This is a genomic window from Halorarius litoreus (assembly GCF_024362405.1).
Lineage (GTDB): Archaea > Halobacteriota > Halobacteria > Halobacteriales > Haloarculaceae > Halorarius > Halorarius litoreus.
This window is the reverse complement of record NZ_CP101454.1, coordinates 2,161,115-2,185,655: the sequence shown is the minus strand read 5'-3', so window position 1 is coordinate 2,185,655 and position 24,541 is coordinate 2,161,115. Positions and strand designations below refer to the sequence as shown.

Below are 24,541 nucleotides of genomic sequence, written 5' to 3'. Positions count from 1 at the left end.
CACCCGGCGGCCTCCTGCGAGTGTGGCACTTCCGGAGATAACCGCGGGGATGGTCGTCGTGTTCGGCATCATCCTCGCGGCGCTGGTGCTGTTCGCGCTCGAGCCAGTGCCCATCGACATCACCGCCATCGGCATCATGGTGACGCTGATGCTCCTGGGGCCGGTCACCACGCCGCTGGCCGAGATGGGGCTCCTCGGAGCACCTATCGACCCCATCTCGGCCGAGCAGGGCATCTCCGGGTTCGCCAGCAGCGCGACCATCACCGTCCTCGCGATGTTCATCCTCTCGGCGGGCGTCCAGCGAACGGGTGTCGTCCAGATTCTCGGGCGGAAGATCGCGGCGCTCACCGGCGACAGCGAGACGAAGCAACTGGGCGCCATCATCGGCGTCGTCAGCCCCATCTCCGGGTTCATCAACAACACGGCGGCGGTCGCCATCCTCCTGCCGATGGTGACCGACCTCGCACACGAGGGGAAGACCTCGCCGTCGAAGCTGCTGATGCCGCTGTCGTTCGCGTCGATGTTTGGCGGGACGCTCACGCTCATCGGCACCTCCACCAACATCCTCGCGAGCGAAATCGCCTCCCGGCCCGAGTTTCTCGGCCGGCCGTTCTCGATGTTCGAGTTCACGGCGCTCGGCGTCGTCGTCGGCATCGCGGGCGTCATCTACCTGATGACCGTCGGCCGCTGGCTCGTCCCGGAGCGCATCAAGCCCCGCGACGACCTCACCGAGGAGTTCGAGATGGCCGAGTACCTCACGGAGGTGCAAGTCCGCGAGGACTCACCCATCGTCGGCCAGACGGTGCTGGAGGCGCTGAAGGAGACCGACTTGGACGTCGACCTCATCCAGTTGATTCGGGGTGACGAGGTGTTCCTCGAACCGCTCGGCCCGAAGACCATCCAGGCGGGCGACGTGTTCGCCGTCCGCACCGACCGCGACACGCTCGTCGACCTGCTCGACGAGGAGGGGATGGACATGGTCCCCGACGTGACCGTCGACGAGGACGAACTCGAGATAGCCGAGCGTGGTCAGAACCTCGTCGAAGTCGTCATCGCCCCCGGCTCGTTTCTGGTGGGTGAGTCGCTCGCCTCGACGAACTTCCGGCAGCGGTACGACGCGACCGTCCTCGCGCTCCGGCGAGGGGGCGAGCTCGTCCGCAACCGGCTCGATCGGATGCAGCTCCGGGTGGGTGACACCCTGCTCGTGCAGGCGACGAGCGACTCCATCGACCGCCTGAACGACAACCGGAACTTCATCGTCGCCCAGGAGGTCAAGCGCCCCGATTTCCGCCAGTCGAAGATTCCGGTGGCGGTGGCGCTCATCCTCGGGGTCGTGGGCGTCGCCGCCCTGACGCCGGTTCCCATCGTCGTCGCGGCGCTCACCGGGGCGCTCGGGATGGTGCTCACTGGCTGTCTGAAGCCGACAGAGGTGTACGACTCTGTCCAGTGGGACGTCATCTTCCTGCTCGCGGGCGTCATCCCGCTCGGCATCGCCATGGAGGCGACCGGCGGCGCCGACTTCCTCGCCGAACTCGTCGTGATGAGTTCCGCCGCGTTGCCCGTACTGGGCGTCCTCGGCCTCCTCTACATCGTGACTGCGACGCTCACCAACATCGTCTCGAACAACGCCGCGGTCGTGCTGATGATTCCCGTCGCCGCGGACGCCGCCATCCAGCTGGGCGCGAGCGTGTTTGCGTTCATCCTCGCAGTGACGTTCGCCGCGTCGACGGCGTTCATGACGCCCGTCGGCTACCAGACCAACCTGTTCGTCTACGGTCCCGGCGGCTACCGATTCACCGACTACGTGAAGGTCGGCACGCCCCTCCAGTTGCTGTTCGCGGTGGTCACAACGCTCGGCATCGCGGTGCTGTACGGCGTCACGCCGTGACGTCGGGTTAGGGCGACTCCATGCGAACCAGCGTCACACCCCGGAGCTCGAAGCGTGCGCCACCGGTCCCGCTTTCGGTCACGTCGACGCGCCAGCCGTGTGCCTCGGCGATCGTCTGGACGATGGCGAGTCCGAGACCACTCCCCTCCGGGTCGGAACTGTGCCCGAACTCGAACACCTGGTCACGGTCCGCGACTGGGATGCCTCGGCCGTCGTCCTCGACGTAGAACCCCGAGTCGCCGTCGAGCCAGCCGACCCGAACCGTCACGGCGTCAGTTTCATTATCCGGCCCCGACGCGTCCCCGGTGCCGTGTAGAACCGAGTTCCGGAACAGGTTCTCCAGCAGTTGCTGGAGGCGTGAGGCGTCGGCGCGAAGTTGGCCGTCGGCTTCCACCTCGAGCGTGGCATCGGGGGCGTCGATGCTCTCCCACGCCTGCCGGGCTTGCACCGCCAGTGAGACCGACTCCTGTTCACCGATGTCCTCGCCCTCGCGAGCGAGCGTCAGCACGTCGTCGATGAGTCGCTGCATCCGGACGAGTGCAGTAGCGGCCGCTTCGAGATGTTCGCTGTCCCGCGTTTCACGTTCGAGTTGGGTCCGACCGATGGCGACGTTCAGCGGGTTTCGCAGGTCGTGTGAGACGACGCTGGCGAACTGGCCGAGGCGCTCGTTCTGTCGTTCGACCTCCTGTCGATACTGCTCGGCCTGCGTCACGTCGGTGAGGACGACGACCCTGCCGGCCGTGCTGGTACCGAAGCTGAGCGGCGTCGTCGAGACGCGATAGAACTGCGTGTCACCGTTGCGGTCGAGTTCGACGACGTTCGCGTCCGTGTCGGCACCGAGGGCCGCAGCGACGTCCGGGAGCACGTCCACGAACGGCTGGCCCGTGGCGCCCTCGAGTTCCGGGAACGCCGACGTGGCCTCCTCGTTGGCGTCACGGATGCGGTCGGCGGCGGTGAGGAACACCGCCGGTTCCGTGGGCGTGCCCACGAGCCGAATCGCCCGGAATCGGTCGTAAAACAGGAACAGCACCCCGACGGCGAACGCGGCCACGCCGAGCGGCTCGTACGTCATATCGATCAGTACCGGGAGCTGTCGACCCGCGATGTCGAGGACGACCGGGAGCCCGGTGAGTCCGACGAGCACGGCCAGCGGACGGGTGTTGTCGCCGGATTGGGCGAACAGTTCGAGGAGCATGAAGTAGCCGATGCCAGCGAGCAGATACGACAGCCCCATCGCGAGCCAGTGGAACAGCTGGTGCTCGACGGCGAGATGGGGGAACGGTGTCGACGCCACCGTCGCCGTGAAGTAGAGCCCGTGGAGCGGGTTGGTGTACTTGACCGCGATGACGACGAGGAACACCGCGACCGCGAGCCGGCGATAGCCGGGCACGCGGTGGAGGTTCCGGCCGGTGTACGCCGAACAGAAGTAGAGCCACGCACCGACCGTCGCGAAGCCCACGGTGAGTCCGGCGTAGTAGGCGAGGAGTTTGAGATTCGTCGCCGGAACGACGAGGAACGCGACGTGGAACGCGGCCCACGTGCCGCTCAGACGGAGCAGCCAGCGCAACCCCCGCTCCGTGTCCGCATGGTCGAGCGCACCGAGCCGAGTGAGTCCCCCGAAGCACGCGAGTGCCGCAACCCCGAAGGCTGCGACGTAGGCGGCGAGCAGCGGGTCGAGACCGAGAAACTGCTGCACACCCCCAGTTTCGCCGTGCGGTACTTGAGTGTCTCCCCCTGAACCCCGGCCGTCGAACGAAACGCTTTCACCGTCGCACCGGTTTGTCCGGGATACGGGATCGTGGGTTAGCTTGGTATACTCCAGGCCTTGGGTGCCTGTGACCCCGGTTCAAATCCGGGCGATCCCATCGCGTCTGCGAGGAACAAGGTGACGAGCGACGCGTACCGTTCGACCGGATTTGAACTAGGGAGGAGCTTGCTCCGACCGTGGATCAAATCCATTCGGCCCCGGGCCGCTTGAACAGTATTCTGCTCGTCGTGCCCACCGGGTCAACACAACGTCGACCGGATCTAATCTATATGTGTATTACCACACATTGTGCTCGACCTCCAGTCGAAACCTACCCGCGCGCCCGCAAGACACATTTCATTCAGACAATATTACCAGGTAATATTCTCCCATCACTACCTGCGATGAAAGGTTCTGGTAGCCACCAAACGGTGAATAGACTCCTTAATGGCCCATTATTCGGGGTTCGAGAGCCGTAATCGCCAAAGTTTATTATACCAGTTGATGCGTGGCCGTTATCCAACGCGTCAGCGGGTTGGTAGGGTTCACAGGCGTCGCCCACACGGGGCGAGTAAGTCCGGTGTACCACGCCCGACCGACGCGGGAGCAGAAAGAAATGCAACTTAAAAACCTATTCGCTGACGAGGACGCGGTGTCCCCCGTCATCGGCGTGATTCTGATGGTCGCGATCACCGTCATTCTCGCTGCCGTGATCGGGACGTTCGTCCTCGGCCTCGGCGAGAACGTCCAGGATAGTTCCCCGCAGCCGAACTTCCAGTTCGAATACTCTACGATTACATTTGACGACGCCTCGGAGGGCACAGACGATGATACCGACAATATCGACCTCACGCAGATCGAAGTCACGCACACTGGTGGAGAAGATGTGAGTGCCGATAACGTAGAAATACTTGTGGACGGTAACCCTACATACACGATTGCTGGACCAGACGACTCTGATAACACCGTAGTGGCTCCATTTAGTGGAACCATCTCGACAGGTAGCTCTGCAAAGCTCCATGTGTCAAACTCGGACAGCGCCAATCCGGTTGTTCCTGGAACCACGACGGCGAGCGACGGCACGCTCGGCCTGAGTACTGGTACGGCAGAACCTATCGAGAGCGGCGACTCAGTCCGCATCGTGTGGACCTCGCCTTCAGGCGGGTCCTCGCAGACCATCGGACAGTCGACCGTCCCGAGCTAACCACCGCATTCAGCGGTCACATTTTTCAGCGTCCACACCGAGTAGGTGCTACTACATCGCGATATCCCTCCCCGGACGCCTCAACCAGGAACTCGCGCTCAGCGCAACGTACGAGGACGATAGCTGGCAACGTGTCCGGGACTATCAGCGCGTCCGTGACTACAAGGACGCGCACCCCGACGCGAGTAAAGGCGACACCGCAGGTGAGCTCGAGCTCAACCCGAACTACATCCACAACTGGTGGTACCGTGCGGACGCGAGACGGGCGCGTGCCCGAGCGGCGCCCAGAATCCGATGGCGCGATGCTCGGGTACCTCGCCGGGGTGCTGAAGGCGCCCATCAGGACGAAAGTCGAGACCGACGTGCGAGTGCCGCTCTGGCTCTGTGACTGTCCGCGCGAGACACGCCGGCGGTGGGCACGAACCTACGTCGTCGTTAGCGGTGTCGGCGAATCGGGCCAGCAAGGCCCTATATCCGCGAGTCGGGACGACCAGACGCGTACCACGAGTCAAACCCGACCGATCACCGAACGTCCCTGAGCGCCACGAACGACCCTGCTTCGGCACAGACCCACGTCGAGGTCTGTGTCTCGCCGTCGGCGTGCGTCGGGTAGATCGTACAGAGTTCGGTCCCGTCGTCTGCGGTCGCGACGGCGGCACGCAGCTCGGGCGTGGCAGGGCCGACGCGGGTGTCGGTAGTGTGGTTGGAAGCACCCATCGTATTCGTCCAAGAGATAGGCGAGACCCCACTTCAATCGGCCAGACCGTGAGAGCGGTTCAAACGGTTCACCAGTACTCGAATGAGATATGTTCACACCCAACTTAGAGCCGAACGAACGCGGAAGCCTTGAAAACCGGACGGGAAGAACCGTCTGAACGGTCGTTCTGTCATCGACGGAGCTGATTCACGCGGGGGGCAGCCCGAGCCACCCCGAGAACAGGACCGGGACGCGATAGCTACTCGACGGTGACGCTCTTCGCGAGGTTCCGCGGCTTGTCGATCTCGCGGTTGAGCAGGTTCGCCGCGTGGTACGACACGAGCTGGAGCTGCACGTTCGTCAGCAGGCTCGTGAGGTCGGGGTGCGTCGACGGGACGCGGAGCACCTCGTCGGTGCACTCGTCGAGGTCGACGCCCTCGGGGGCGACGGCGACGATGTCCGCGCCGCGCGCCTGGACCTCCTTGGCGTTGTTGAGCGTCTTCGTGTCGCGGTCACCGCCGGTGAACATCGCGAACACGACCGTGTCGGGGGTGACGAGCGCGAGCGGGCCGTGTTTCAGCTCGCCCGCGGCGAACCCCTCGGCGTGCTCGTAGGTGATCTCCTTGAACTTCAGCGCCCCCTCCTTCGCGACCGGGCAGGCGGTACCCTGGCCGATGAAGAAGTACGCGTCGTCGTGGACGTGGGACCGGCAGACGTGTTCGGCGGTCGACCGTTCGAGCACCTCGTCGATCTGCTCCGGGATGCGCTGGAGGGCGTCGAGGAACGCGGCGCGGTCCGACCGGACCGTCCCGACCGGGCTGTCCTCGGCGACGCGCTCGGCCAGCAGCGAGAGCGTGACGACCTGCGAGGAGAACGTCTTGGTCGCTGCGACCCCGATTTCGGGACCGGCACGGATGTACAGCGGCGTCTCGACCTCGCGGGCGGCCGTCGAGCCGACGACGTTCGTCACGGTCGTCGTCTGCGCGCCCTTCTCCTGTGCCAGCCGGAGCGCGGCGAGGGTGTCGGCCGTCTCGCCGCTCTGCGTGACGGCGACGGCGAGCGTGTCAGCCGAGACCGGGATGTCACCGCTCGCGTACTCGCTGGCGCGGTGGGCCGTCGCCGGCACGTCGAGTTTGTTGAGCAGTCGAGCCGCATACAGCCCCGCGTGGTACGAGGTGCCGCAGGCGACGAACTGGACGGCCGAGACGTCCGCGAACGTCCCCTCCGGGAACTCCTCGAGGACGACGTCGTCGCCGTCGATGCGCCCCTGCAGGGTGTTGCTGATGGCGTTGGGCTGGCTGTCGATCTCCTTGAGCATGAAGTGCTCGTACTGGCCCTTGACCGTCTCCTCGGCGTTCCAGTCGACCGTCTCGCGCTCGCGGGAGACCGATTCGCCATCAGCGTCGGTGATGTCGACCGTCTCGTCGGTGACGGCCGCGACGTCGCCGTCTTCGAGGAACGACACCTGGTCGGTGTGTTCGAGGAACGCGGGGACGTCGCTCGCGAGGTAGTGACAGCCGTCGCCGTAGCCGACGACGAGCGGCGAGTCCTGGCGGGCAGCGTAGACGGTGTCGCTGTCGGCGGCGACCGCGACGATGGCGTAGCTCCCGTCGAGTTCGTCGACGGCGCGGCGGAACGCCGTCTCCACGTCGTCCGTGTCCTCGAGGTGTTTCTCGATGAGGTGGGGGACGACCTCGGTGTCGGTGTCACTCGTGAACGTCCGACCCTCGGCCGTCAGCTCGTCGCGGAGCGTGTCGTAGTTCTCGATGATGCCGTTGTGGACGACCGCGACGTCACCTGTCTCGCCCGTGTGCGGGTGGGCGTTCGCGTCCGTCGGCGGACCGTGCGTCGACCACCGGGTGTGGCCGATGCCGATGGTCCCGTCGGGAAGCTCGTCGACGATGGAGTGTTTGAGCTCGCTGATCTTCCCGGCGTGCTTGTCGACGGCCACGCCGTCGTCGTTTCGGACGGCGATACCGGCGGAGTCGTAGCCCCGGTACTCGAGGTTCTCGAGCCCCTCGACGACGCGGTCGACCGTGTCGGTGCGGCCGATGCACGCGATGATACCACACATCGTCAGTGCCCTCCTCGTTCCGGAGTGAGGCTGGAGCGCGGTACGTCGGCACGTGGGCGTCCGATGAGCGGACCCATCCGGGAGGCTGTATCGTGAATCATTGTGTTCCCACGGAGGTCGGGGCTCCGTGTACTGGCGTGACTCCACGGACGACCGAACACCCCATTACTATAAACAGAATAAGCGAGCCGACCGCCGATGGGTCCGCCGACAGTGCTGCCGACGGCGTCCGTGCGAACGCCCGTTTTCACGTCCGACAGAGGGGCAGGACGCCAACCAGCCGGCGTCGCATCCGGGCGACCGTTAGCAGCCAGATAAGCGTCGTGCAACAGCGTTTGCCGGCCGATAAAACCCGCTGCAACGGCGTTTGTCAGACGGTAAACGGCTGGCGGGGACGAACGGCGGGCGTCACGGATCGTCGAGCGTGAGCAGGACGACGTTCTCGCGGCCGACCGACACCTTCTCGACGAGTCCGTCCCGCTCCATCCGCGAGAGCAGGCGGCTAACCTTCGATTTCGACCAGTCGGACGCCTCGACGATAGCCGACTGCTGGAGCCGCCCGCCTGTCGAGTGGAGCAGGTCGACGACGAACGCCTCCTCGTCGTCGAGGCCGGTGACGCTCGATGGTGGAGCCACGGATGAATCAGTGTCCGAATCGACGCCGGAATCGGTGGACGCAGCGCCTGTCGACGGCTTGGAGGCCCAGCCGAACCGTCGGGCAGCCACGGCCACTATCAGAGTCACCCCGGCGAGGAGGAGCCCGACGCCCACGCTGACGGCGGGGAGCGCGAGGAAGGCAGGGCCACCCACGTGGGATACCAGCGCAGCCGGGCCTGAGTCCACACCCGCTGCTGCAAGCGTGGCGAAGTCGAGACGAATCGCGAATGCTATCGCTGACGGCGTCTCCATCAGTCACTCGCGGGTCGAGTGCGACGAGGTGACGCGGTCGACGAACAGCCCAGCCGTCAGGACGGCGTGAATGCCAGCGACGAGGGCGGCAGCGACCTTGAACGACAGCGAGATGGCGACGACGGGACCGAACACTGCGAGACCCACGAGGAGTGCGCTCACGCTGGTCGCGGCCGTGTAGTACCGGAGCCAGGTGCCGCCCGTCGCCGACTCGGCGGGTTGGTCGGCCAGCACCGATTCGGCCGACTGGTCCACCGTCGGGGTCGCCGCCACGTCGGGGGCGTCGGCGAGGTACGCGGTAGCTGTCGAGAGCGCTCCCGTGGGGGTGACGACCCCGGCGTGCGCGTCGTAGTCGACGAACCCCAGCTGGTCGAGTTTCGGGAGCTGGGACTGCAAGAGGTCGACGCGGATTCGCTGGCGGTCCGCCTCGGACACCTCGTCGCTGGCGGCTTCCAGTGCCCCGACCTGTTCGACGAGGACCGACACCTCGACAGGCTCGTCTCGCGCGCGCAGGCAGCGGAGGACGAGTCGCCGCCGTTCGTTCTGGAGGGCGTGAAAGAGGTCGCCTTGAGCGACCGGGGCTGTACCGAGGGAGGACGGGAGGTGCGAACCCTGGAGTGGCTCCTCGGACGGAGTCATATTCATCAACTGAACGAACGACGCGGAGCCATACAAACGGGGGCAGTCGTTCCGTGGGCTTGCATCCAGTTTCGTTCGTTCCAGGCTGGTTACGACACGTGTAACCGCGCCACTCAGCCGATCTCTGAGGGGTTCTGGGAGACAGGCGGAGAACGCGGGGGACGGTCGTCACCCGGTCAGGACGCGCCGGTAGGTCCCGAGCAACTGCTCGGCCATCTGGTCGACGCCGAGGGTGTCGACCGTCGACCGGCCGTCGCTTCGGCGGCCCAGGACCGTCGAGAGCGCGTCGACGAGCGCCGACTCCGACCGCGCGACGGCGCTGTTCGACACGCCGTCGAGCACCTCTGCGACGAACCCGACGTCCGTCGAGACGACGGGGACGTTACAGGCGGCGGCCTCTTTCACCACCATCGGCCCGCTCTCGTAGTCGGAGGCCACGAGCAGGGCGTCGCTCGCGTTCATGTAGTACGGCATCTCGTCGTACGCGACCCCCGAGACGGTCTGGAGGACCACGTCGTCGGGGAGCCGCCCGACGACCCGTTCGGCACGCGGGAAGTTCTTCACCGGCCGCGTCGGGTCGTACGGGAAGAGGACGTGTCGACGGTCGGGGACCCAGCCGACCCGTTCGCGGGCCCGGGCCCGGTCGATGGGCCGGAACCGCTCGGTGTCGACGCCGAACGGGACGAGGTCGTGTGACTCGTCGAGTTCGGCCGCGAGCCGCTGTGAGGGGACGACGACCGCGTCGCTGTGGCGGGCAGCGACTCGGCTCCAGCGGTCGAGCCAGCCGCGGTCGCTCAACAGTTCCGACCCCCACAGCGTCAACACCACGGGACGAACCGGCTGGGCGAGCGCCAGCGGGCCGACGAGCCCGTAGTTCGCGTGGACGAGGTCGTGCCCGGCGACCGCCTCTCGGACCGTCTCGGCGTAGAACCGCGCGTACTCCAGGGGGCCACGGCTCCCCTCGTCGGGGTGCGGGACGGTCACCGTCGTACACGAGACGCCGCGTGCTTCGAGCGCCTCGACCTGCTGGGTGAAGAACGACCGCTCGGTGGTCGCCACCTGGAGGACGCGGAGATCGGTCTCGCGCTCGACCGTCGCCGCGGTCGGCTCAGTCGCGGCCACCGTCGAGCAGCACCTCCAGGACGGTCTCGGTCGTATCGACGCTCTCCGTGAGGAGTCGCTCCCGGCGGGCGGCCCAGTCGGTCGCCTCGTCGTCGAGGAGTCGCTCGGCGACCTCCAGCGCGCGCTGGTGGCGGAACGCCCCCTGACAGTTGACGAGCAGGCCGTAGCGGGCTTCAAGTTCGTCCGTGTAGCCCATCCGGAGCGTGTTGACGTAGACGGCCGGCGTCCCGAGGACGGCGCTCTCGGCAGCCATCGTCGCGCCCTCACCGACGAACAGGTCGGCGTACGCGAGCAGGTCGTGCATCCGGTGGGGCTCGACGGAGACCTGCCGGTCGGCCACGGCGGGCGGCACGTCGTCGCCCTCGGCGGCGACGAGGACGCGTGCGCCGGTTGCCTCCAGCCGCTCCACGACCTCACGGACGCTGTCGAAGCCGCTCGCGTCCACGTCGTGCGAGGCGTCCCACGAGATGACCCGGAGGACCACGAACCGCTCGTCGGGGTCGAGCCCCAGGTCGCGCGGCACCGACGGGTCCGGCTCGAACCGGTCCGGATGGAGATACGCGAGTTCGTGGTAGCCGGGGTACGTCCGATGGTCGCCGTCGACGGACTCGTGGAAACACGTCGGCGTCACGACGCGGTCGGCGACGGGGAACGCCAGCCGATTGATGAGGTCGGCGTGTTCGGTGTCGGTGAAGACGACGCTGCGCGCGCCGACGAGCGCCGCGACGTGCGAGACGGCGACGCCACCGATGGCAGCCATCACGTTCGGCCTGATGGCCAGCGCGCGCCGGAGCAGCCGCACCTCGTAGGTCAGCTGAGTGCGCGCCAGTCCCGGGAGCGACCCCGGTGCCGCGCCCGCGAGCAGCTCGTGGTCGATGTCGTACGCCTCGAGCAGGTCGGCCGTGACCGCCTTGTCGCGGGCGAACACGTGGACCGTGTGGCCGCCGTCCTCCAGCCGCCGGATAGCGTGCTTGAAGAAGTGGACGTGCGCGGGATGCTGCATCGTCACCACGACGTCCATCGGCTCGATCGCCCCGGGGTCGACCGCGGCGTCGCCATCGGGGGTCGCCGCCGAGGCGGGGTCGGTGCGCGTCGCCATCACAGCTTCCGGTAGGTGAACCCGGCCCCGCGGACGCGGGCTTCGTCACGCGAGCCCATCACGTCCAGCAGGACGGGGTCGTCGTTCATCGCCTCGGCCATCGCCTCGACGTCGAGGTCGTCGTACGCGGCGTGCGGCGTCGCGAGGACGACACCGTCGTACCCCTCGAAGGCGGGGTCGTCGACGGTCTCGATGCCGAACTGCTCGCGGACCGCGTCGTCGGGGGCGTGGGGGTCGTGGCCCACCAGATCGATGCCGTACGTCTCCAGTTCGGAGATGACGCCGCCGACCTCGGAGGTGCGGATGTCGCCGACGTTCGGCTTGTACGCGAGCCCGAGGACGAGCAGGCGGCAGTCCTTGAGCACCTTCCCGCTCTCGTTGAGCGCGCGGAGCGTGAGTTCCGCGGCGTGTTTCGGCATGTACTCGTTGACCTCGCGGCCCGTCAGGATGAGGTCCGGCGAGTAGCCCGCCCGCTCGGAGCCGTGAGCGAGGTACAGCGGGTCGACCGGGATACAGTGGCCGCCGACGAGTCCGGGGCGGTAGTCGTGGAAGTTCCACTTCGTCCCGGCGGCGTCGAGCACCTCGTCGCTGTCGATGCCGAGGTGGTCACAGACGACGGCGAGCTCGTTCACGAGCGCGATGTTCACGTCGCGCTGGACGTTCTCGGTGACCTTCGCGGCCTCCGCCGTCTCGATGGAGGGGGCGCGGTAGATGCCCGCGTCGACGACCAGCCCGTACAGCGCCGCCAGCTCCGCGAGCGTCTGGTCGGTGTCGCCGCTGACGATCTTCTTGACGTCGCGGAGCCCGCGCCCCTCCTCACCCGGCGAGAGCCGCTCGGGCGAGTAGCCGAGGTTGAACTCGTCCTCCATCTCGAGCCCGGAGGCGTCCTCGATAGCCGGCCCGAGCACCTCGCGGGTGACGCCCGGATAGACTGTCGACTCGAGGACGACCGTCGTGCCCTCGCTCATGTACTCGCCGACGGTCCGCCCGGCGGCCGTCACGAAGTCGAGGTTCGGGTTCTTCGAGTCGTCGACCGGCGTCGGGACGGTGATGATGACGTAGTCGGCCTGCGAGATGTGTGCCTCGTTGGCCGTGAACTCGACGTCGCTCTCGGCGACCACCTCGTCGCCGTGGTCGCCGGTGACGTCCTCGCCGTCGGCGAGTCGTTCGACCTTCTCGCGGTCGATGTCGAAGCCGATGACGTCGAGCCCCTCCTCGTCGAAGCCGAGGCTCAGCGGGATGCCGACGTAGCCGAGGCCGACGATACAGACGGTCGACGACTCGACCTCTGCGGGCGTCGCCTCGGGCGTGAGCGTGCCGGCTTCAGACATTGATGCCCACCCCCCGGTAGTGAACCGCGTCCTCGCCACGTAACGCCGTCAGCGCCTGCCGGCCGTCGACGACGACCAGCGGCGCGTCTTCGGTGTTGTCGGCGAGCCCCGGTACGTCCAGCGTCTCGAACTCTGGGTGGTCGGTGACGAGCACGACGGCGTCGTACGTCTCGCCGTCGAGGTCGTCGAGGTCGTCGAGGTCGCGGATGGTCGCCCCCGCGCGCTCGAACGCCTCGGTGTCGTCGGTGACGGGGTCGACCGCCTCGACGTCCGCGCCCACCGTGGAGAGGTGGCCGACGATGGGGAGCGCGGGCGTCGCGCGGAGTTCGTCCACACCAGGTCGATAGGTCAGCCCGAGGACGAGCACCCGCGCGTTCGCGGGGCCGAGCCCCACGTCGACCAGTCCGTCGACGGCGGCGCTCGCGGTGTACTCGGGCATCTCCTCGTTCACCTGCCGGGCCGTCTCCATCAGCCGCGACTCCGTGTCGAACTCCTCGATGAGGAAGTGCGGGTAGTAGGGGATACAGTGGCCCCCGACGCCGGCACCGGGGTCGTGGATCTCACAGAACGGCTGGGTGTTCGCGGCCTCGATGGCCTCGGTCACGTCGATGCCCAGCTCCCGGGCGTGCTGGCCGAGTTCGTTCGCCAGCCCGATGTTGACGTCGCGGTAGACGCCCTCGAACACCTTGACGGCCTCCGCGGTGGTCGCGTCGGCGACCGTGATGACTCGGTTGTCGGTGAGCTGGTCGTAGATGGCCGACGCGACGCGCGTGCTCTCGGCGTCGACGCCGCCGACGATCTTGGGATAGGCGCCCCGGATGTCTTCGAGCGCGCGACCGCTGGAGGTCCGCTCCGGACAGAAGGCGAGGCCGAACTCGCCGCGGGAGAGCCCGCTCTCGGCTTCGAGCAGCGGGAGCACGCGGTCCTCGCAGGTCCGCGGCGGCACCGTCGACTCGAGGACGACGAGGTCGCCCGGCGACAGGCCAGCGGCGACGTCGGTCATCAGCTCCTCGACGACCGAGAGGTCCGGCTCGTCGGTGTCGGTGACCAGCGTCGGGACGATGGCGACGTGAATCTCGGCCTCGCGAGCGGCCGCGGTCACGTCGGTCGTCGCCGAGAGGGCCCCGTCGGCGACCAGTTCGCCGACGAGGGCGTCCAGGCCTGGCTCGTCGACCGGGCTCTCACCGCGGTCGACGGCCTCGGCGACCGCGGGGTCGATATCGACGCCCGTGACGGTCCCGCAGGTCTCCGCGTAGACGGCCGCGAGCGGGAGGCCCATCTTCCCGAGCCCGTAGACGGCGACCGGGAAGTCGCCCGCGCGGAACGCCTGGCTCACGTCGCGGTCAGACAACTCGTTCGCGTACGGCGTGGCGTGGGTGGTGTGGACGGCGGGCGTCATGCGAGCGTGTTCACCCCCGCGAGGTCCGCAGGCAGGTCACGGTACTCGGCGGGCGTGCCGACCGCGAGCGTCTCGGGTGGGACGTCCTCGGTGACGACCGCGCCCGCGGCGACGAACGCCCCCTCACCGACCGTGACGCCGGGGAGCAGGGTCGCGTTCGCGCCGACGGAGGCGCCGTTCTCGATGGTCGGCCCCTCGAGGTCGACGTCTCGCCGCACCGGGTACGGGTCGTTCGTGAGCGTCGCCTTCGGCCCGACGAACACGTTCGACCCGATGGTGGTGTTCGTCGGGACGTACACGCCGGTCTGGAGGCTCACGTCCGAGCCGACCGTCGTGGCGCCGTCGATGACGGTGTCGGTGCCGACGACAACGTCGTCGCCCAGCGTGGTGTCCTCACGGACGAGCGCGTTGTGGCCGGTCGTGAAGTCGTCGCCGGCCTCGACGCCCGTGTAGACGATGGTCCCCGCGCGGACCGTCGCCCGGTCACCGAGGACCGCCGGCTCGGCGTCGGGGTCGTGCTCGTAGCCGACCGTGGCACCCTCGTCGACGTGACAGTCGTCGCCGAGGCGATGGCGCGCCATCGTCACACCTCCGTGGCTGCGTCGCCGCGGTTCGCGGCGGTTCGGTAGAGCAACGCCAGCGATGCGATTCCCAGTAGGCCGAGCGTCTTCTTCGAGAGTGTCATGTGTGTTCGGGGGCGGTAGCCGTCGCGGCTACTCGCGTGTGGTCCGCACTCCTCGCTGCCCCCGCTTTCTTATCTGCGACGTAAGGCGCGGCTTAGGGCGGTACTAGGGCCGAACGTGGCGCTTCAATCGGGCTGAGCCCACGCGCCGCTGGGCAGTGGGTATCGACGAGTACGGAACGAGGGGTCGACGAGTACGGAACGAGGGGTCGACGAGTACGGAACGAGGGGTCGACGAGTACGGAACGAGGGGTCGACGAGTACGGAACGAGGGGTCGACGAGTACGGAACGAGGGGTCGACGAGTACGGAACGAACGAAACTGAGCGAGAACGCGTGCCGGGAATGGGGGCGGCCGGAGCGCCGTCTCGAATCGGTTACTGGGTCGGCGCGGGCGGGTCGACCGAGGTCCGCTCGCGCGCGAGGTCGTCGATGGTCCGGGTGAGCCGGAGCGCCCGGAGGCCGTCCTCGCCGGTGACGACCGGCTCGGTCCCCTCGGTCGCGGCCTCGACGAACGCCGAGAGCTCGTTCTTGAGGGGTTCGCGCTTCTCGACGGAGACGCGCTCGACGATGTTCTCGTGGTGGTAGGTCACGTCGCCGTCCTCCTCGACGTACTCGGGGAGCGACTGGCGGTGGATCTCGATGGTCTGTTCGATGTAGTCGACCTTCACGCGACAGCGCTTCGCCGAGAGCGAGAGCTGGCGCTCCTTCTCCTGGGTGACCCGGCTCGCGGTGAGCTGGGCGACGATGCCCGAGTCGAACTGGAGGTTCGCCGCCGCGTAGTCGACGTCGTGGTTGCCGATGGCGTCGACGCTGGTGACCTCGTCGTCGACGAGCGCCGTGACGATGTCGAGGTCGTGGATCATCAGGTCCATCACCGCGGTGTCGTCGATGTCGCGGTCGATGGGCGGGCCGAGCCGGCGGGCGTCGACCGCGATGATTTCGAGGTCGTCGACGATCTCCATCAGCTTCCGCGTCGCAGGGTTGAACCGCTCGATGTGGCCGACCTGCAGGGTCACGCCCCGCTCCGCGGCGAACTCGACGAGCTTCCGGCCCTTCGCCGGGTCCTCGACGAACGGCTTCTCGACGAGCACGTCGACGCCCGCGTCGATGCACTCGCGGACGGTCTCGTAGTGGTACTGCGTCGGCACCGCGACCGAGACGACGTCGACGGCGTCGAGCAGTTCGCCCATCGGTGCGACGGCGGTGCCGTACGTCTCGGCGACCTGTGCGGCGCGGTCGCGGTCGGCGTCGTACACCCCGTAGAGCGCCGTCTCCGGGAGCTCCCGGTAGACCCGCGCGTGGTTCTGCCCCATCGTCCCCACGCCGATGACGCCGGCGTGGACGGGCGCGCCCTTAGACATACGGCACCTCCAGTTCCTCGACGGCGGTCGCGATCTGCTCGATATCGCCGTCGTCGAGCCCGGGGTGGACCGGCAGCGAGAACACCTGCTCGGAGAGCCGGCTCGCGACGGGCGTCGACGTCCCCATGTAGTCGTACGCGGTCAGTTCGTGGATGGGGTCGGGGTAGTACACCGCCGTATCGACCCCGTGGTCGGCGAAGTGTTCGCGGACCGTCTCCCGCTCCGTCGACGTGACCGTGTACTGGTGGTAGACGTGTTTTCTCCCCGTGGGTTCGACCGGCGTTTCGAGCGGGGTGTCGGCCAGTCGCTCGTCGAGCTTCCGGGCGTTCTCGCGGCGAGCCTCGGTGAACGCGGGGAGCTTATCGAGCTGTTTGCGGCCGATCGCGGCCGAGAGGTTCGTCAGCCGGTAGTTGTGCCCGAGCTGGACGTGGTCGTAGCTGTCGCCGTCGAGCGGGCGGCCGTGGTTGATGAACCGACGGACCTCGTCCGCGACGTCGGGGTCGTCCGTCGTCACCATCCCGCCCTCGCCGGTGGTCATGTTCTTCGTTGGGTAGAACGAGAACGTCGCCACGTCGGCGATAGAGCCGACGCGCTCGCCGTGGAACTCGGCGCCGTGCGCCTGTGCGGCGTCGGCGACCAGCGCAGCGTCGTACTCGTCGGCGATGTCCCGCAGCCCGCTCATGTCCGCGGGCAGCCCGTAGAGGTGGACGGGGACGATGGCCTCGGGCGTCTCGTCGAGTTCCTCGATGCGTTCCCTGACGCTCTCGGGGTCGAGGTTGAACGTCTCGGGGTCGACGTCCGCGAACACCGGGACGCCGCCGGCGAACCGGATGGCGTTCGCCGTCGCGACGAACGAGAACGGCGTCGTGATGACGAGGTTCCCCGGTCGGACGCCGACGGCTTCGAGGGCGGCGTGGAGCGCGGTCGTGCCGTTGGTGGTGCCGACGGCGTGGTCGGCGCCACAGTAGTCGGCGAACTCCCGCTCGAAGGTGGTGGTCACGTCGCCGGCGACGAGGTGGCCGGACTCCATGACCTCGGTCACGGCCTCCCGCTCCTCGACGCCGAGTTGCGGGTCGGCGATGGGGACCTCACCCACGGTGACCACGGCGCTGAGGCCCGGTGAGCGGTCGTCGGTCGGTCGTTGGCAGTCCGATGCCACGGCCAGTGTGCGGACGGCTGGTCCTCGGCCGCTGCCGTCGTGTGGCCGTGTCGGAGACGGCCCGGGGTGAGTGGTGTACGGTCATGGTTCTGTGAGGCGGGTCGTCCGCCCGTTTCTGGTCCTCTCGTGACGCCGTACCCCCGTTATTATAGACGCGGTAACGGGGCGACCCGGCTGTTCACCCCGATATCGGCAGCGGTCCGGTCGTGTGGTGGCGGCTTCCAGTCTGCGCGTACGCGGTATCCAGTACTGTGCGTCGGAGCACGCACGGTCGAAGCCCTCTGGACGGCGGTTTAGGGACCAGATAGCCGCAGAAAACGGTAGCGAACGGTCACGGCCGTTTTTCCCGCGAGACGGGCAACCCGAGAGTGATGAGCCGTCCATTTCGGTCCACCGGCGACCTCCTTCTCGTCGTCGCCTGGACCTCGTTCACGGTCGCAGCGATGCTCGCCGGGCTCGGGACCGGGAGCCTGCGAACCGTGCTGGCGCTTCCACTCGTCGTGTTGTTCCCCGGGTACACGTTGCTCGCGGTGCTGTTCCCCGAGCGAGCCGACGCCGGCAGCGACGAGGAGGGGGCGAGCATCTCCGACCTCGAACGGGGCGCACTGTCGGTCGTCATGAGCCTCGCGCTCGTGCCGCTGCTCGCGTTCGTGGTGAACTACACCAGCTACGGGCTCCGGCTCCTGCCGCTGGCGGTGACGATCGGCGGCGTGACCCTCGGGCTGGCGCTGCTCGGGTACCTCGCGCGGGTCCGCCTCCCGGTCGAACACCGCTTCAGCGCCCCCGGACCTGGACGAGTCACCGCCAGAGTCGCGCGGTTCCTCTCGAAGGAACGCCGCGACCTCCGGGCCGCGCGACCGCTCCAGCCGACCACCGGAACCCACCGGTTCTTCAACGTCCTGCTCGCGGTGAGCGTCCTCACGCTCGTCGCGACCGCGGGCTACACCGCCGTGACACCCCCGGCGAACGACGACCCGTTCACCGAGTTCTACCTCACCACACAGGATGGGGATGGCGAGTACGTCACCGAGGGGCTCCCCCACGAGTTCTCGTCGGGCGAGAGCCAGTCACTGTTCGTCACCATCGGGAACCGCGAGGGCCAGCGCGTCCCGTACACCGTAGTCATCACGCTCGACGGGACGGAACTCGACCGGTTCAGCACGGCCGTCGGCGCCGGGAACACGAAGTACGTCGAGCAGTCGGTGTCGCCCTCGCAGACCGGGGACAGACTCCGGCTCTCGTTCCTGCTGTACCGTGGTGACGTCCCCGAGACCCCCACGCCAGAGAACGCTTACCGGGAGACGCATCTGTGGATCTCGGTGAGCGGCTAGATGTTCCCGTGGGGACACCTCGCGTTCGGCTATCTGCTGTTCTCGCCGGCCGTCCGGCTGTGGCAGCGTCGCGCGCCCGCTGGCCTCGCCGTGCTCGCGCTCGCCGTCGGCACACAGCTCCCCGACCTCGTCGACAAGTCGCTGTCGTGGGTGTTCCACCTCGCGCCGACGGGCTACTCGGTGGCCCACTCGGTGTTCGTCGCGGTGCCGGTCTGTCTCGCGGTCGGCGCGCTGTTAATCGTGCGCGGCCGCAGTACGGTCGGCTTCGGCTTCGCCGTCGGCTACCTCTCGCATCTCGTCGGTGACGTGCTGCTCGCCGTCGCGCTCCGGCAGCCGTACACGGTCGAGCGCGTACTGTGGCCGACCGTCACGCTCCCCGGCTACGCGAGCGAGCGCCCGGCGCTCGACCGGACGCTCTCGTACATCGTCGAGTGGGCCGAGTTCCTGCTGGCGTCCGAGAACCACCTACTCCTGGCAGTGTATCTCAGCCCGCTGGTGGCGGCACTGCTGCTGTGGCTGCTCGATGGGGCACCGGGAGTGCCACGGCCAGAACGAGAGCGTCTCTAGCGGTAGTCGGCGACGTTGACGAACGCGTCGTCCTCGGCGCTGATCCACGTCGTGACCTGTTTCTCCGCCTCGACGTTCTCGGGGTAGATGGTACAGGTCGTCGTTCCGTCCTCGCCGGTCGAGAGGCGCGTGGTCAGTTCGTACGCGTCGTCGATGACGTACGGTGCGTCGGTGGGGGAGTTGCTGGTTGCCATTCGTGGGCACCTACGCTCCCTCTCGAGCACCACCCACTTCAACGAGGCCGACTGTCGTGCTGCGTTCAGACGGTTCCGCACCGTTTAGCTGGCAGATAAGACCGTTCACGACGGCCGTGAGCCGACGGCTCAGCAGGTCGAGGGCGGGTCTGGGCCGCGTCAGTCGTCGACGGCGGCACCTGCGACAGGCGGTGCCGTCGGCCGGCGGTCGGCGACCGACGCGTACAGCGAACAGAACTCGGTGACGACCGTCTCGGGAGCGAACTGCTCGAGCTGAGCCGGGATGGCGTCGGCGTACGCCCGGTAGTCGTCGACGAGGTCGAGACAGGCGTCGGCGAGCGCCCCCGAATCCTCCGACTCGAACCGGACGCCTGCGTCGCCGACGATGTAGTCGGTGCTCCCGACGTCGCTCGCGACGACCGGGGTGCCGCTCGCCAGCGCCTCGAGGAGGACGCGGCCGAACGGCTCGTCGAGTCGGCCAGGGTAGACGAACGCGTCGGCACGCTCGTACTCGGCCGGGAGGTCGGCGTGGTCGACGTAGCCGAGCCACGTGATTGCGTCGTCGACCCCGAGGTCCGTGGCCAGCCGGCGGAGCTGTCGCTCGAGGGGGCCGGTGCCCGCGATTCGGAGGTCGACGTCGACCCCCACGGCGGCGAGGTTGGGGAGTGCGCGAACGAGTACGTCGACCCCCTTGATGTCCTGGAGGGCGCCGACGTACAGCAACGAGAGCGCGCCGTCTGCGGGCCCGTCGTCCGGATCGCGGCGGAACGCCTCGTCGTAGAAGTGGGGAACGACCGTGGTGCGGTCGCCGGGGAACCCCAACTCGGCGTAGTCGTCGACGAGGTGGGGCGAGAGCGCGTGGTACGCGTCGATGTCGTCGGCGCGGTCGAGGTTGCTGGACACGAACCCCAGTCGACCGAGCGAGGTGTACGCCGCGCGGAGCTCGTCCTCGACGCCCTGCCGACGCGACAGCGAGGTGCTCGCGACGCAGCCGGCGCACTTCGCGGGCGAGGGGCCCGAACACTTCCGTTTGCCCTGGTACATCATGTCGCCTTTCGGGCAGACGGGGACGTACGAGTTCAACGTCACGAGCGTCGGCACCGCGAGCTCCGCGAGTACCGGCAGGAACGCTGGCGAGTAGCTGTGGACGAGGTCGTGGCTCTCGAGGGCGGTCGTCTCCTTGCGGAGCGCGTCGACCTTGACCGAGATGGGATGGGGGAGCTTCGGAAGGTCGTCGTGGAGGACGTACTCGACGCGGTCACGCGCCGGGAGGTCGCGCTCGCTCGCGTCCATCTGGCTCGACACGTACACCGTGAGGTCGTGGTGCCGCGAGAGCCGCTCGACCAGCAGCGTCGAGGTGTGCGTCGCTCCCGTGGCGTTCGCCCCGGGACACTCCGCCGGGACGAACCCGACGTCCAGGCGCTCGGTCACCGAACCACCCCGCCGGAGTCAGCGTGCATGCGGACTGATTGGCCCGTCGGCCGGTTAGTTATCGCCGGCGTAAACGCGTCACTCGCCCTCAACCACCGCGTAGCCGACGCGCTCGTAGCGGTGGCGGGTCTCCTCGTCGGCGCTCTGTTCCTCCTCGATGCGCAACTCGACGCTCGACTCGGTGAGGTTCCGGTACCGGACGTTCGCCGTGTTCGGCCCGGTGAACGTCTGGATACCCGCGAGAAGCTGTGGGTTCGCGTAGCGGTCACCGAACTCGATGGTGCGCCACGACTCGTGGACGTCGGCGGCGCCGACCTCGACCCGGCGGCCCCCGACCTCGCCGACGCCGGGTTCGACCGCGACGTACCCGACCGTCTCGTCGTGATGCCAGCCACCGTTCGCCTCGCCCTCCTCCTCCTGAACCATGACCTCGCCACCGGTCGACGAGAGGTTCCGGAGGCGGGTGACGACGGGGTCCGAACCGTTGTACGTCTGCGGCTGGGCGAACACCACGGGTCGGCGGTCGAACGAGCGGTCGAACCTGAAGTCGGTGAACTCGTGGTCAGCCCGCGTCCAGCCAGCCTCGACGACGAGGTCGCTGTCGGTGTACGACCCGGCCGAGAGCGCGAGATAGTGCGCCGTCTCCGGCCGGTGGTCGCCGTCCAGGTACATCCACTCTTCGAACTGGAGGGCGAACCCGCCGGCCGTGACGTCGCGAACCCGGGTGTGGACCGGGTGGAACCCCTCGTAGGAGATGGGACCGCTCACGACGACGGGGTCGTCGTACTGGCGGTCGAACCCGACGGTGAGCCACTCGTCCGCGGTCGTCTGCTCGTAGGAGACGGTGCCGAGTTCACCCGGCAGCGCGAACCCGTCGTCGCCGGGCGTCGGACACGACCCGGTGGTCGAGACGTTGGCCTTCCGCACCGAGGAGTCGCGCAACACGATCTCCTCGTCCGGCACGTCGATGACCGAATCCGAGAGCGTGTTGCCGTCGGAGTTCTCGAACACGATGCCGTCACGGCCCTCGCCGCGCTGGTCGATACAGACGTTCTCGAGGGTGTTGTTGTCACGGCGAAGCACCATCGCGCTCCGGTAGCGACCACCGCCGGTGATCGAGACGTTCTCGAACCGTCGCGTACCGGCGGCGGTGCCGTTCGCGTCGTCGACGAGGACCCCGTAGCTCGTCCGACTCCCGCCGGAGCCGGTCGTGGTGTACGTCTCGTCGACGTGAATCTGTGTGTCGCGAACGACGAGCGACCCACCGTCGTAGGCGGTGACGATGCCGCCGCTGCCCTGACAGCCGGCCATCGTGACGTCGCAGTTGTCGACGGTGACCGGGCCGGGACCGTCGGCGATGCGGACACCCCGCATGTTGACGGTGCCCGGGTCGTCGCCGAACAGGTCGTCCGTGGCGGCGATGGTGGCGTTACGGACGATGCTGTCTTCGGATCCGAGACGCACCTGGGCGATGTTGTTGTTCCGGTACAGCCCCCCCTCGACCGTGACCGGGGCGTCGACGTTCGACGCGTACAGCCCGTTGTTGTTGAACTGCTCGATGCGGCAGTCACGGATCGTCATCGCCCCCTCGCCCTGCAGGTACAGCCCGACCGAGTCACCGCCGTCGGGGGCGCTGACTCCCTCGATGTAGCCCTGCCCGCTCCCGTCGATGGACTGGAAGGTGAACGCGATACCCGGCCCGTCGTGGTACCCGGCCTTCTCGACGTTTCGGACCAGGAGGTCGCCGTAGTAACTGATGTCGACCTGGGGGGTGACCCCGTCGGCCGTGTTGTCGATAGTGAAGTTCTCGATGCGGACGTCGCGGGGTTCACTCCCACCGAGCCACACCTCCTCGTTGTAGTCGTCGCCCGGAATCAGGGTGGCGTCGTCCCCGACCATCGCGAAGTTCGACAGCTGGTAGATGATGAGTTCGTTCGCGACGTACTCGCCCTCGGGAAACTTGACGAGGGTGTCGTCGCCTTTCACGTCGTCGAACACGTCGTCGATGGGGTCGCCACCCGTGTTGTCTGCGCCCGCTTCGACGATGTCGACGACCTCGTCGTACTGACTCTCGGTCGCACTGGCGGTGCGCACGAGCCCGGTCGATGCCGACGCAAGCCCGATGGCACCCAGGTACGCCCGACGGCTGATGCCCGAACCGCTCGTTGACTGTTCCTGTCCCATGTCATCGGAGCCAGAGCCGTGAACTGTTATAAGTCGTTCGGAGTTTATTTTATATTCGTCTAATTTTACCCATTCTTACCGTATATATTTCCCCGACAAATCCGATGGTCGTACATAAGTGGAGAAATTGGGCGGCGGCGGGCGGGTTCGGTTCCGTGAACGGTTCGCAACGGTGTCGAAACGGGAGGAAACTCGGTGACTGCGAGGGAGTCAGTTCAGGAGGCTGAACAGCCAGTCGACGAAGCCACCGACGAACGACGTGTCACTGTCGGTGGACGATGTCGGAGTGGTGGTGGGAGTTCGGGTCCCGGTCGCCGGGGATGTCGACGTCGAGGTGGGGGTCGCGGTCGATTCGACCACGCCGATTTCCTGGAGCGCGGTCCGCATCGTGACGATCTCGATGTCGCGCTCCTGGGCGAGTTCGATGGCGAGTTTGATTCGCTCACCTGTGAGCGCCGGGTTCCGGCTGTGTCCGCCGAGGAGGCCGAGCGACTTGCGCGAGACCACGCGGTCCATGAAGCTCGTCAGTTCACTCTCGCTCATGCGGTCCTCGTCGAAGTACGCGCGGCTGAGCCGGTACGGCCGGATGGCGGCCGTGGAGTTGAGGCCGCCGCGCTGGACGTTCGCCACCGAGTCGTAGTACTCCTGGATGAGCGAGAGCGCCCGCTCGTCGTACCGGCCGTAGGGGAGGACCATGCTGTCCACGTCGAACCCGCGGTCGGACAGCGACTGTTTGGACTTCGAGAGCGTGTCGCGGACCACGTCCTCGGTGAACCGGACCGACGCGCCCGACTCGAACGACGTCCCGAGTGCGGACTCGAGCTGGAGGTAGCTCCCGTCCTCGCCGTCGCCGGTGAGCGTCCCGGTGGCTCGCGTGTCGCCCGCGAACACCTCGACCTCGTGGGGCGTCCGGCTGAGGACCGTGCTGTCGGTGTAGAGTTTCGTGTCGTCCGCCGAGACGCGCTCGGTGAGCGTGACCTGCCCGAGCGCCTCGTGTGCGACGCCGTGGCTCATCACTTCCCAGCCCGCCTCGGCCATCTCGGTCAGCTGGGACTGCGAGAGGAACTTCTCGGACCGGCCGACGTTCGCCGACGGGACGGCCGCACACGCCGGTGCGTCGAGCTGTCGGTGGACGGCGAACGTCTGGGTGTAGTCCTCGACGTAGCCGTCGTCGTACGTGAACACCAGCCGGGGTGTCGCCTCCTGTGCGGCGGCCGACCCGGAGACGGTGAGTCCACCGAGCGCGACCGCGCCGGCCCCGACGGCCGTCACGAACCCGCGCCGGGTCGGTCCCGAGGGGCGGTCGGCGGTCGGCGACTGACGTCGGGTCGGTGCGTCGTGCTGTCGACTCATTCGGTTTCACGAACCAGCCACAGGGGGATTATTATGGGCTGGATAGTCGCCACCTCCCCGCCCCACCCGCGGCCCACCCGTCGGTCGCGGTCGGTGGGGCCGTCGCTATGGAGTCGATAAACGCAGGGCGGCGACAGCCACCCGGTACAGTACAGGGGAAGCGACCGT

The 24,541-nt window shown here is 67.7% G+C and carries 20 protein-coding genes and 1 tRNA gene; 5 read left to right on the top strand and 16 right to left on the bottom strand.

Annotation, left to right across the window (positions count from 1 at the left end; all coding sequences use genetic code 11):
- Positions 1-49 precede the first annotated feature (49 nt).
- On the top strand, positions 50-1,888 hold the full coding sequence (locus tag NL126_RS11160) for an SLC13 family permease (RefSeq protein ID WP_255198838.1): 1,839 nt from the start codon (positions 50-52) through the stop codon (positions 1,886-1,888).
- Positions 1,889-1,895: 7 nt separating this feature from the next.
- Here the strand turns inward: NL126_RS11160 and NL126_RS11155 are convergent, their stop codons facing one another.
- Positions 1,896-3,584 carry a sensor histidine kinase gene (locus NL126_RS11155; RefSeq protein WP_255194951.1) on the bottom strand — a complete coding sequence of 563 codons (1,689 nt, stop codon included), beginning with the start codon at positions 3,582-3,584 and terminating at the stop codon, positions 1,896-1,898.
- 96 nt (positions 3,585-3,680) lie between these two features.
- On the opposite strand from NL126_RS11155, the gene NL126_RS11150 reads away from it, so the two are divergent.
- Both NL126_RS11150 and NL126_RS11145 read left to right on the top strand, forming a co-directional pair.
- Positions 3,681-3,753 (top strand) — tRNA-Pro (locus NL126_RS11150).
- 498 nt (positions 3,754-4,251) lie between these two features.
- Positions 4,252-4,839, top strand: coding sequence for a type IV pilin domain-containing protein (locus tag NL126_RS11145; protein ID WP_434084165.1), 588 nt, complete (start codon positions 4,252-4,254; stop codon positions 4,837-4,839).
- 522 nt (positions 4,840-5,361) lie between these two features.
- Here NL126_RS11145 and NL126_RS11140 read toward each other — a convergent pair.
- The 11 genes from NL126_RS11140 to NL126_RS11090 all read right to left on the bottom strand — a co-directional run bounded on the left by NL126_RS11140 (position 5,362) and on the right by NL126_RS11090 (position 17,313).
- Positions 5,362-5,556 carry a DUF7511 domain-containing protein gene (locus NL126_RS11140; RefSeq protein WP_255194949.1) on the bottom strand — a complete coding sequence of 65 codons (195 nt, stop codon included), beginning with the start codon at positions 5,554-5,556 and terminating at the stop codon, positions 5,362-5,364.
- A 239-nt stretch (positions 5,557-5,795) separates the two neighbouring features.
- Positions 5,796-7,610 carry a glutamine--fructose-6-phosphate transaminase (isomerizing) gene (gene glmS / locus NL126_RS11135; protein ID WP_255194948.1) on the bottom strand — a complete coding sequence of 605 codons (1,815 nt, stop codon included), beginning with the start codon at positions 7,608-7,610 and terminating at the stop codon, positions 5,796-5,798.
- 408 nt (positions 7,611-8,018) lie between these two features.
- On the bottom strand, positions 8,019-8,420 hold the full coding sequence (locus NL126_RS11130; RefSeq protein ID WP_255194947.1) for a helix-turn-helix transcriptional regulator: 402 nt from the start codon (positions 8,418-8,420) through the stop codon (positions 8,019-8,021).
- A gap of 102 nt (positions 8,421-8,522) precedes the next feature.
- On the bottom strand, positions 8,523-9,164 hold the full coding sequence (locus tag NL126_RS11125; protein ID WP_255194946.1) for a DUF7344 domain-containing protein: 642 nt from the start codon (positions 9,162-9,164) through the stop codon (positions 8,523-8,525).
- 162 nt (positions 9,165-9,326) lie between these two features.
- Positions 9,327-10,280 (bottom strand): glycosyltransferase family 4 protein, encoded by a 954-nt coding sequence (locus tag NL126_RS11120; RefSeq protein ID WP_255194945.1) that lies wholly within the window; start codon positions 10,278-10,280, stop codon positions 9,327-9,329.
- A complete protein-coding gene (locus tag NL126_RS11115; RefSeq protein ID WP_255194944.1) occupies positions 10,267-11,379 on the bottom strand; it encodes a DUF354 domain-containing protein in 1,113 nt (370 codons plus the stop codon). The genes NL126_RS11120 and NL126_RS11115 overlap by 14 nt, the downstream gene beginning before the upstream one ends.
- On the bottom strand, positions 11,379-12,710 hold the full coding sequence (locus tag NL126_RS11110; RefSeq protein WP_255194943.1) for a nucleotide sugar dehydrogenase: 1,332 nt from the start codon (positions 12,708-12,710) through the stop codon (positions 11,379-11,381). Before NL126_RS11110 ends, NL126_RS11115 begins: the two co-directional genes overlap by 1 nt.
- Positions 12,703-14,109: a nucleotide sugar dehydrogenase gene (locus tag NL126_RS11105; RefSeq protein ID WP_255194942.1), complete on the bottom strand. Its 1,407-nt coding sequence runs from the start codon at positions 14,107-14,109 to the stop codon at positions 12,703-12,705. The genes NL126_RS11110 and NL126_RS11105 overlap by 8 nt, the downstream gene beginning before the upstream one ends.
- On the bottom strand, positions 14,106-14,690 hold the full coding sequence (locus NL126_RS11100) for an acyltransferase (protein WP_255194941.1): 585 nt from the start codon (positions 14,688-14,690) through the stop codon (positions 14,106-14,108). Before NL126_RS11100 ends, NL126_RS11105 begins: the two co-directional genes overlap by 4 nt.
- A 477-nt stretch (positions 14,691-15,167) precedes the next feature.
- Complete coding sequence (locus tag NL126_RS11095) at positions 15,168-16,154, bottom strand: Gfo/Idh/MocA family protein (protein ID WP_255194940.1); 987 nt, start codon at positions 16,152-16,154, stop codon at positions 15,168-15,170.
- Entirely contained in the window at positions 16,147-17,313 is a 1,167-nt protein-coding gene (locus NL126_RS11090; protein WP_350355450.1) for a DegT/DnrJ/EryC1/StrS family aminotransferase, read from the bottom strand. The genes NL126_RS11095 and NL126_RS11090 overlap by 8 nt, the downstream gene beginning before the upstream one ends.
- 371 nt (positions 17,314-17,684) lie before the next feature.
- On the opposite strand from NL126_RS11090, the gene NL126_RS11085 reads away from it, so the two are divergent.
- Positions 17,685-18,644 (top strand): DUF1616 domain-containing protein, encoded by a 960-nt coding sequence (locus NL126_RS11085; RefSeq protein ID WP_255194939.1) that lies wholly within the window; start codon positions 17,685-17,687, stop codon positions 18,642-18,644.
- Positions 18,645-19,211, top strand: coding sequence for a metal-dependent hydrolase (locus tag NL126_RS11080; RefSeq protein WP_255194938.1), 567 nt, complete (start codon positions 18,645-18,647; stop codon positions 19,209-19,211).
- Here the strand turns inward: NL126_RS11080 and NL126_RS11075 are convergent.
- The 4 genes from NL126_RS11075 to NL126_RS11060 form a co-directional block, all read right to left on the bottom strand.
- Positions 19,208-19,405 carry a DUF7511 domain-containing protein gene (locus NL126_RS11075; protein WP_255194937.1) on the bottom strand — a complete coding sequence of 66 codons (198 nt, stop codon included), beginning with the start codon at positions 19,403-19,405 and terminating at the stop codon, positions 19,208-19,210. The two genes, NL126_RS11080 and NL126_RS11075, sit on opposite strands and share 4 nt — an antisense overlap.
- Positions 19,406-19,564: 159 nt before the next feature.
- On the bottom strand, positions 19,565-20,836 hold the full coding sequence (locus NL126_RS11070; RefSeq protein WP_255194936.1) for a glycosyltransferase family 4 protein: 1,272 nt from the start codon (positions 20,834-20,836) through the stop codon (positions 19,565-19,567).
- 78 nt (positions 20,837-20,914) lie between these two features.
- The gene (locus NL126_RS11065; RefSeq protein ID WP_255194935.1) at positions 20,915-23,020 is read right to left on the bottom strand and encodes a right-handed parallel beta-helix repeat-containing protein; all 2,106 of its coding nucleotides are present in this window, start codon (positions 23,018-23,020) and stop codon (positions 20,915-20,917) included.
- 210 nt (positions 23,021-23,230) lie between these two features.
- A complete protein-coding gene (locus NL126_RS11060) occupies positions 23,231-24,373 on the bottom strand; it encodes a polysaccharide deacetylase family protein (protein WP_255194934.1) in 1,143 nt (380 codons plus the stop codon).
- Between the last annotated feature and the right edge of the window lie 168 nt (positions 24,374-24,541).

Excerpts from the sequence above, each read along its gene's own strand:
- NL126_RS11160 (WP_255198838.1), top strand. The coding sequence starts at position 50 with ATGGTCGTCGTGTTCGGCATCATCCTCGCGGCGCTGGTGCTGTTCGCG.
- NL126_RS11145 (WP_434084165.1), top strand. The coding sequence starts at position 4,252 with ATGCAACTTAAAAACCTATTCGCTGACGAGGACGCGGTGTCCCCCGTC.
- NL126_RS11140 (WP_255194949.1), bottom strand. The coding sequence starts at position 5,556 with ATGGGTGCTTCCAACCACACTACCGACACCCGCGTCGGCCCTGCCACG.
- glmS (WP_255194948.1), bottom strand. The coding sequence starts at position 7,610 with ATGTGTGGTATCATCGCGTGCATCGGCCGCACCGACACGGTCGACCGC.
- NL126_RS11125 (WP_255194946.1), bottom strand. The coding sequence starts at position 9,164 with ATGAATATGACTCCGTCCGAGGAGCCACTCCAGGGTTCGCACCTCCCG.
- NL126_RS11115 (WP_255194944.1), bottom strand. The coding sequence starts at position 11,379 with ATGGCGACGCGCACCGACCCCGCCTCGGCGGCGACCCCCGATGGCGAC.
- NL126_RS11110 (WP_255194943.1), bottom strand. The coding sequence starts at position 12,710 with ATGTCTGAAGCCGGCACGCTCACGCCCGAGGCGACGCCCGCAGAGGTC.
- NL126_RS11105 (WP_255194942.1), bottom strand. The coding sequence starts at position 14,109 with ATGACGCCCGCCGTCCACACCACCCACGCCACGCCGTACGCGAACGAG.
- NL126_RS11100 (WP_255194941.1), bottom strand. The coding sequence starts at position 14,690 with ATGGCGCGCCATCGCCTCGGCGACGACTGTCACGTCGACGAGGGTGCC.
- NL126_RS11095 (WP_255194940.1), bottom strand. The coding sequence starts at position 16,154 with ATGTCTAAGGGCGCGCCCGTCCACGCCGGCGTCATCGGCGTGGGGACG.
- NL126_RS11085 (WP_255194939.1), top strand. The coding sequence starts at position 17,685 with ATGAGCCGTCCATTTCGGTCCACCGGCGACCTCCTTCTCGTCGTCGCC.
- NL126_RS11080 (WP_255194938.1), top strand. The coding sequence starts at position 18,645 with ATGTTCCCGTGGGGACACCTCGCGTTCGGCTATCTGCTGTTCTCGCCG.
- NL126_RS11075 (WP_255194937.1), bottom strand. The coding sequence starts at position 19,405 with ATGGCAACCAGCAACTCCCCCACCGACGCACCGTACGTCATCGACGAC.
- NL126_RS11065 (WP_255194935.1), bottom strand. The coding sequence starts at position 23,020 with ATGGGACAGGAACAGTCAACGAGCGGTTCGGGCATCAGCCGTCGGGCG.
- NL126_RS11060 (WP_255194934.1), bottom strand. The coding sequence starts at position 24,373 with ATGAGTCGACAGCACGACGCACCGACCCGACGTCAGTCGCCGACCGCC.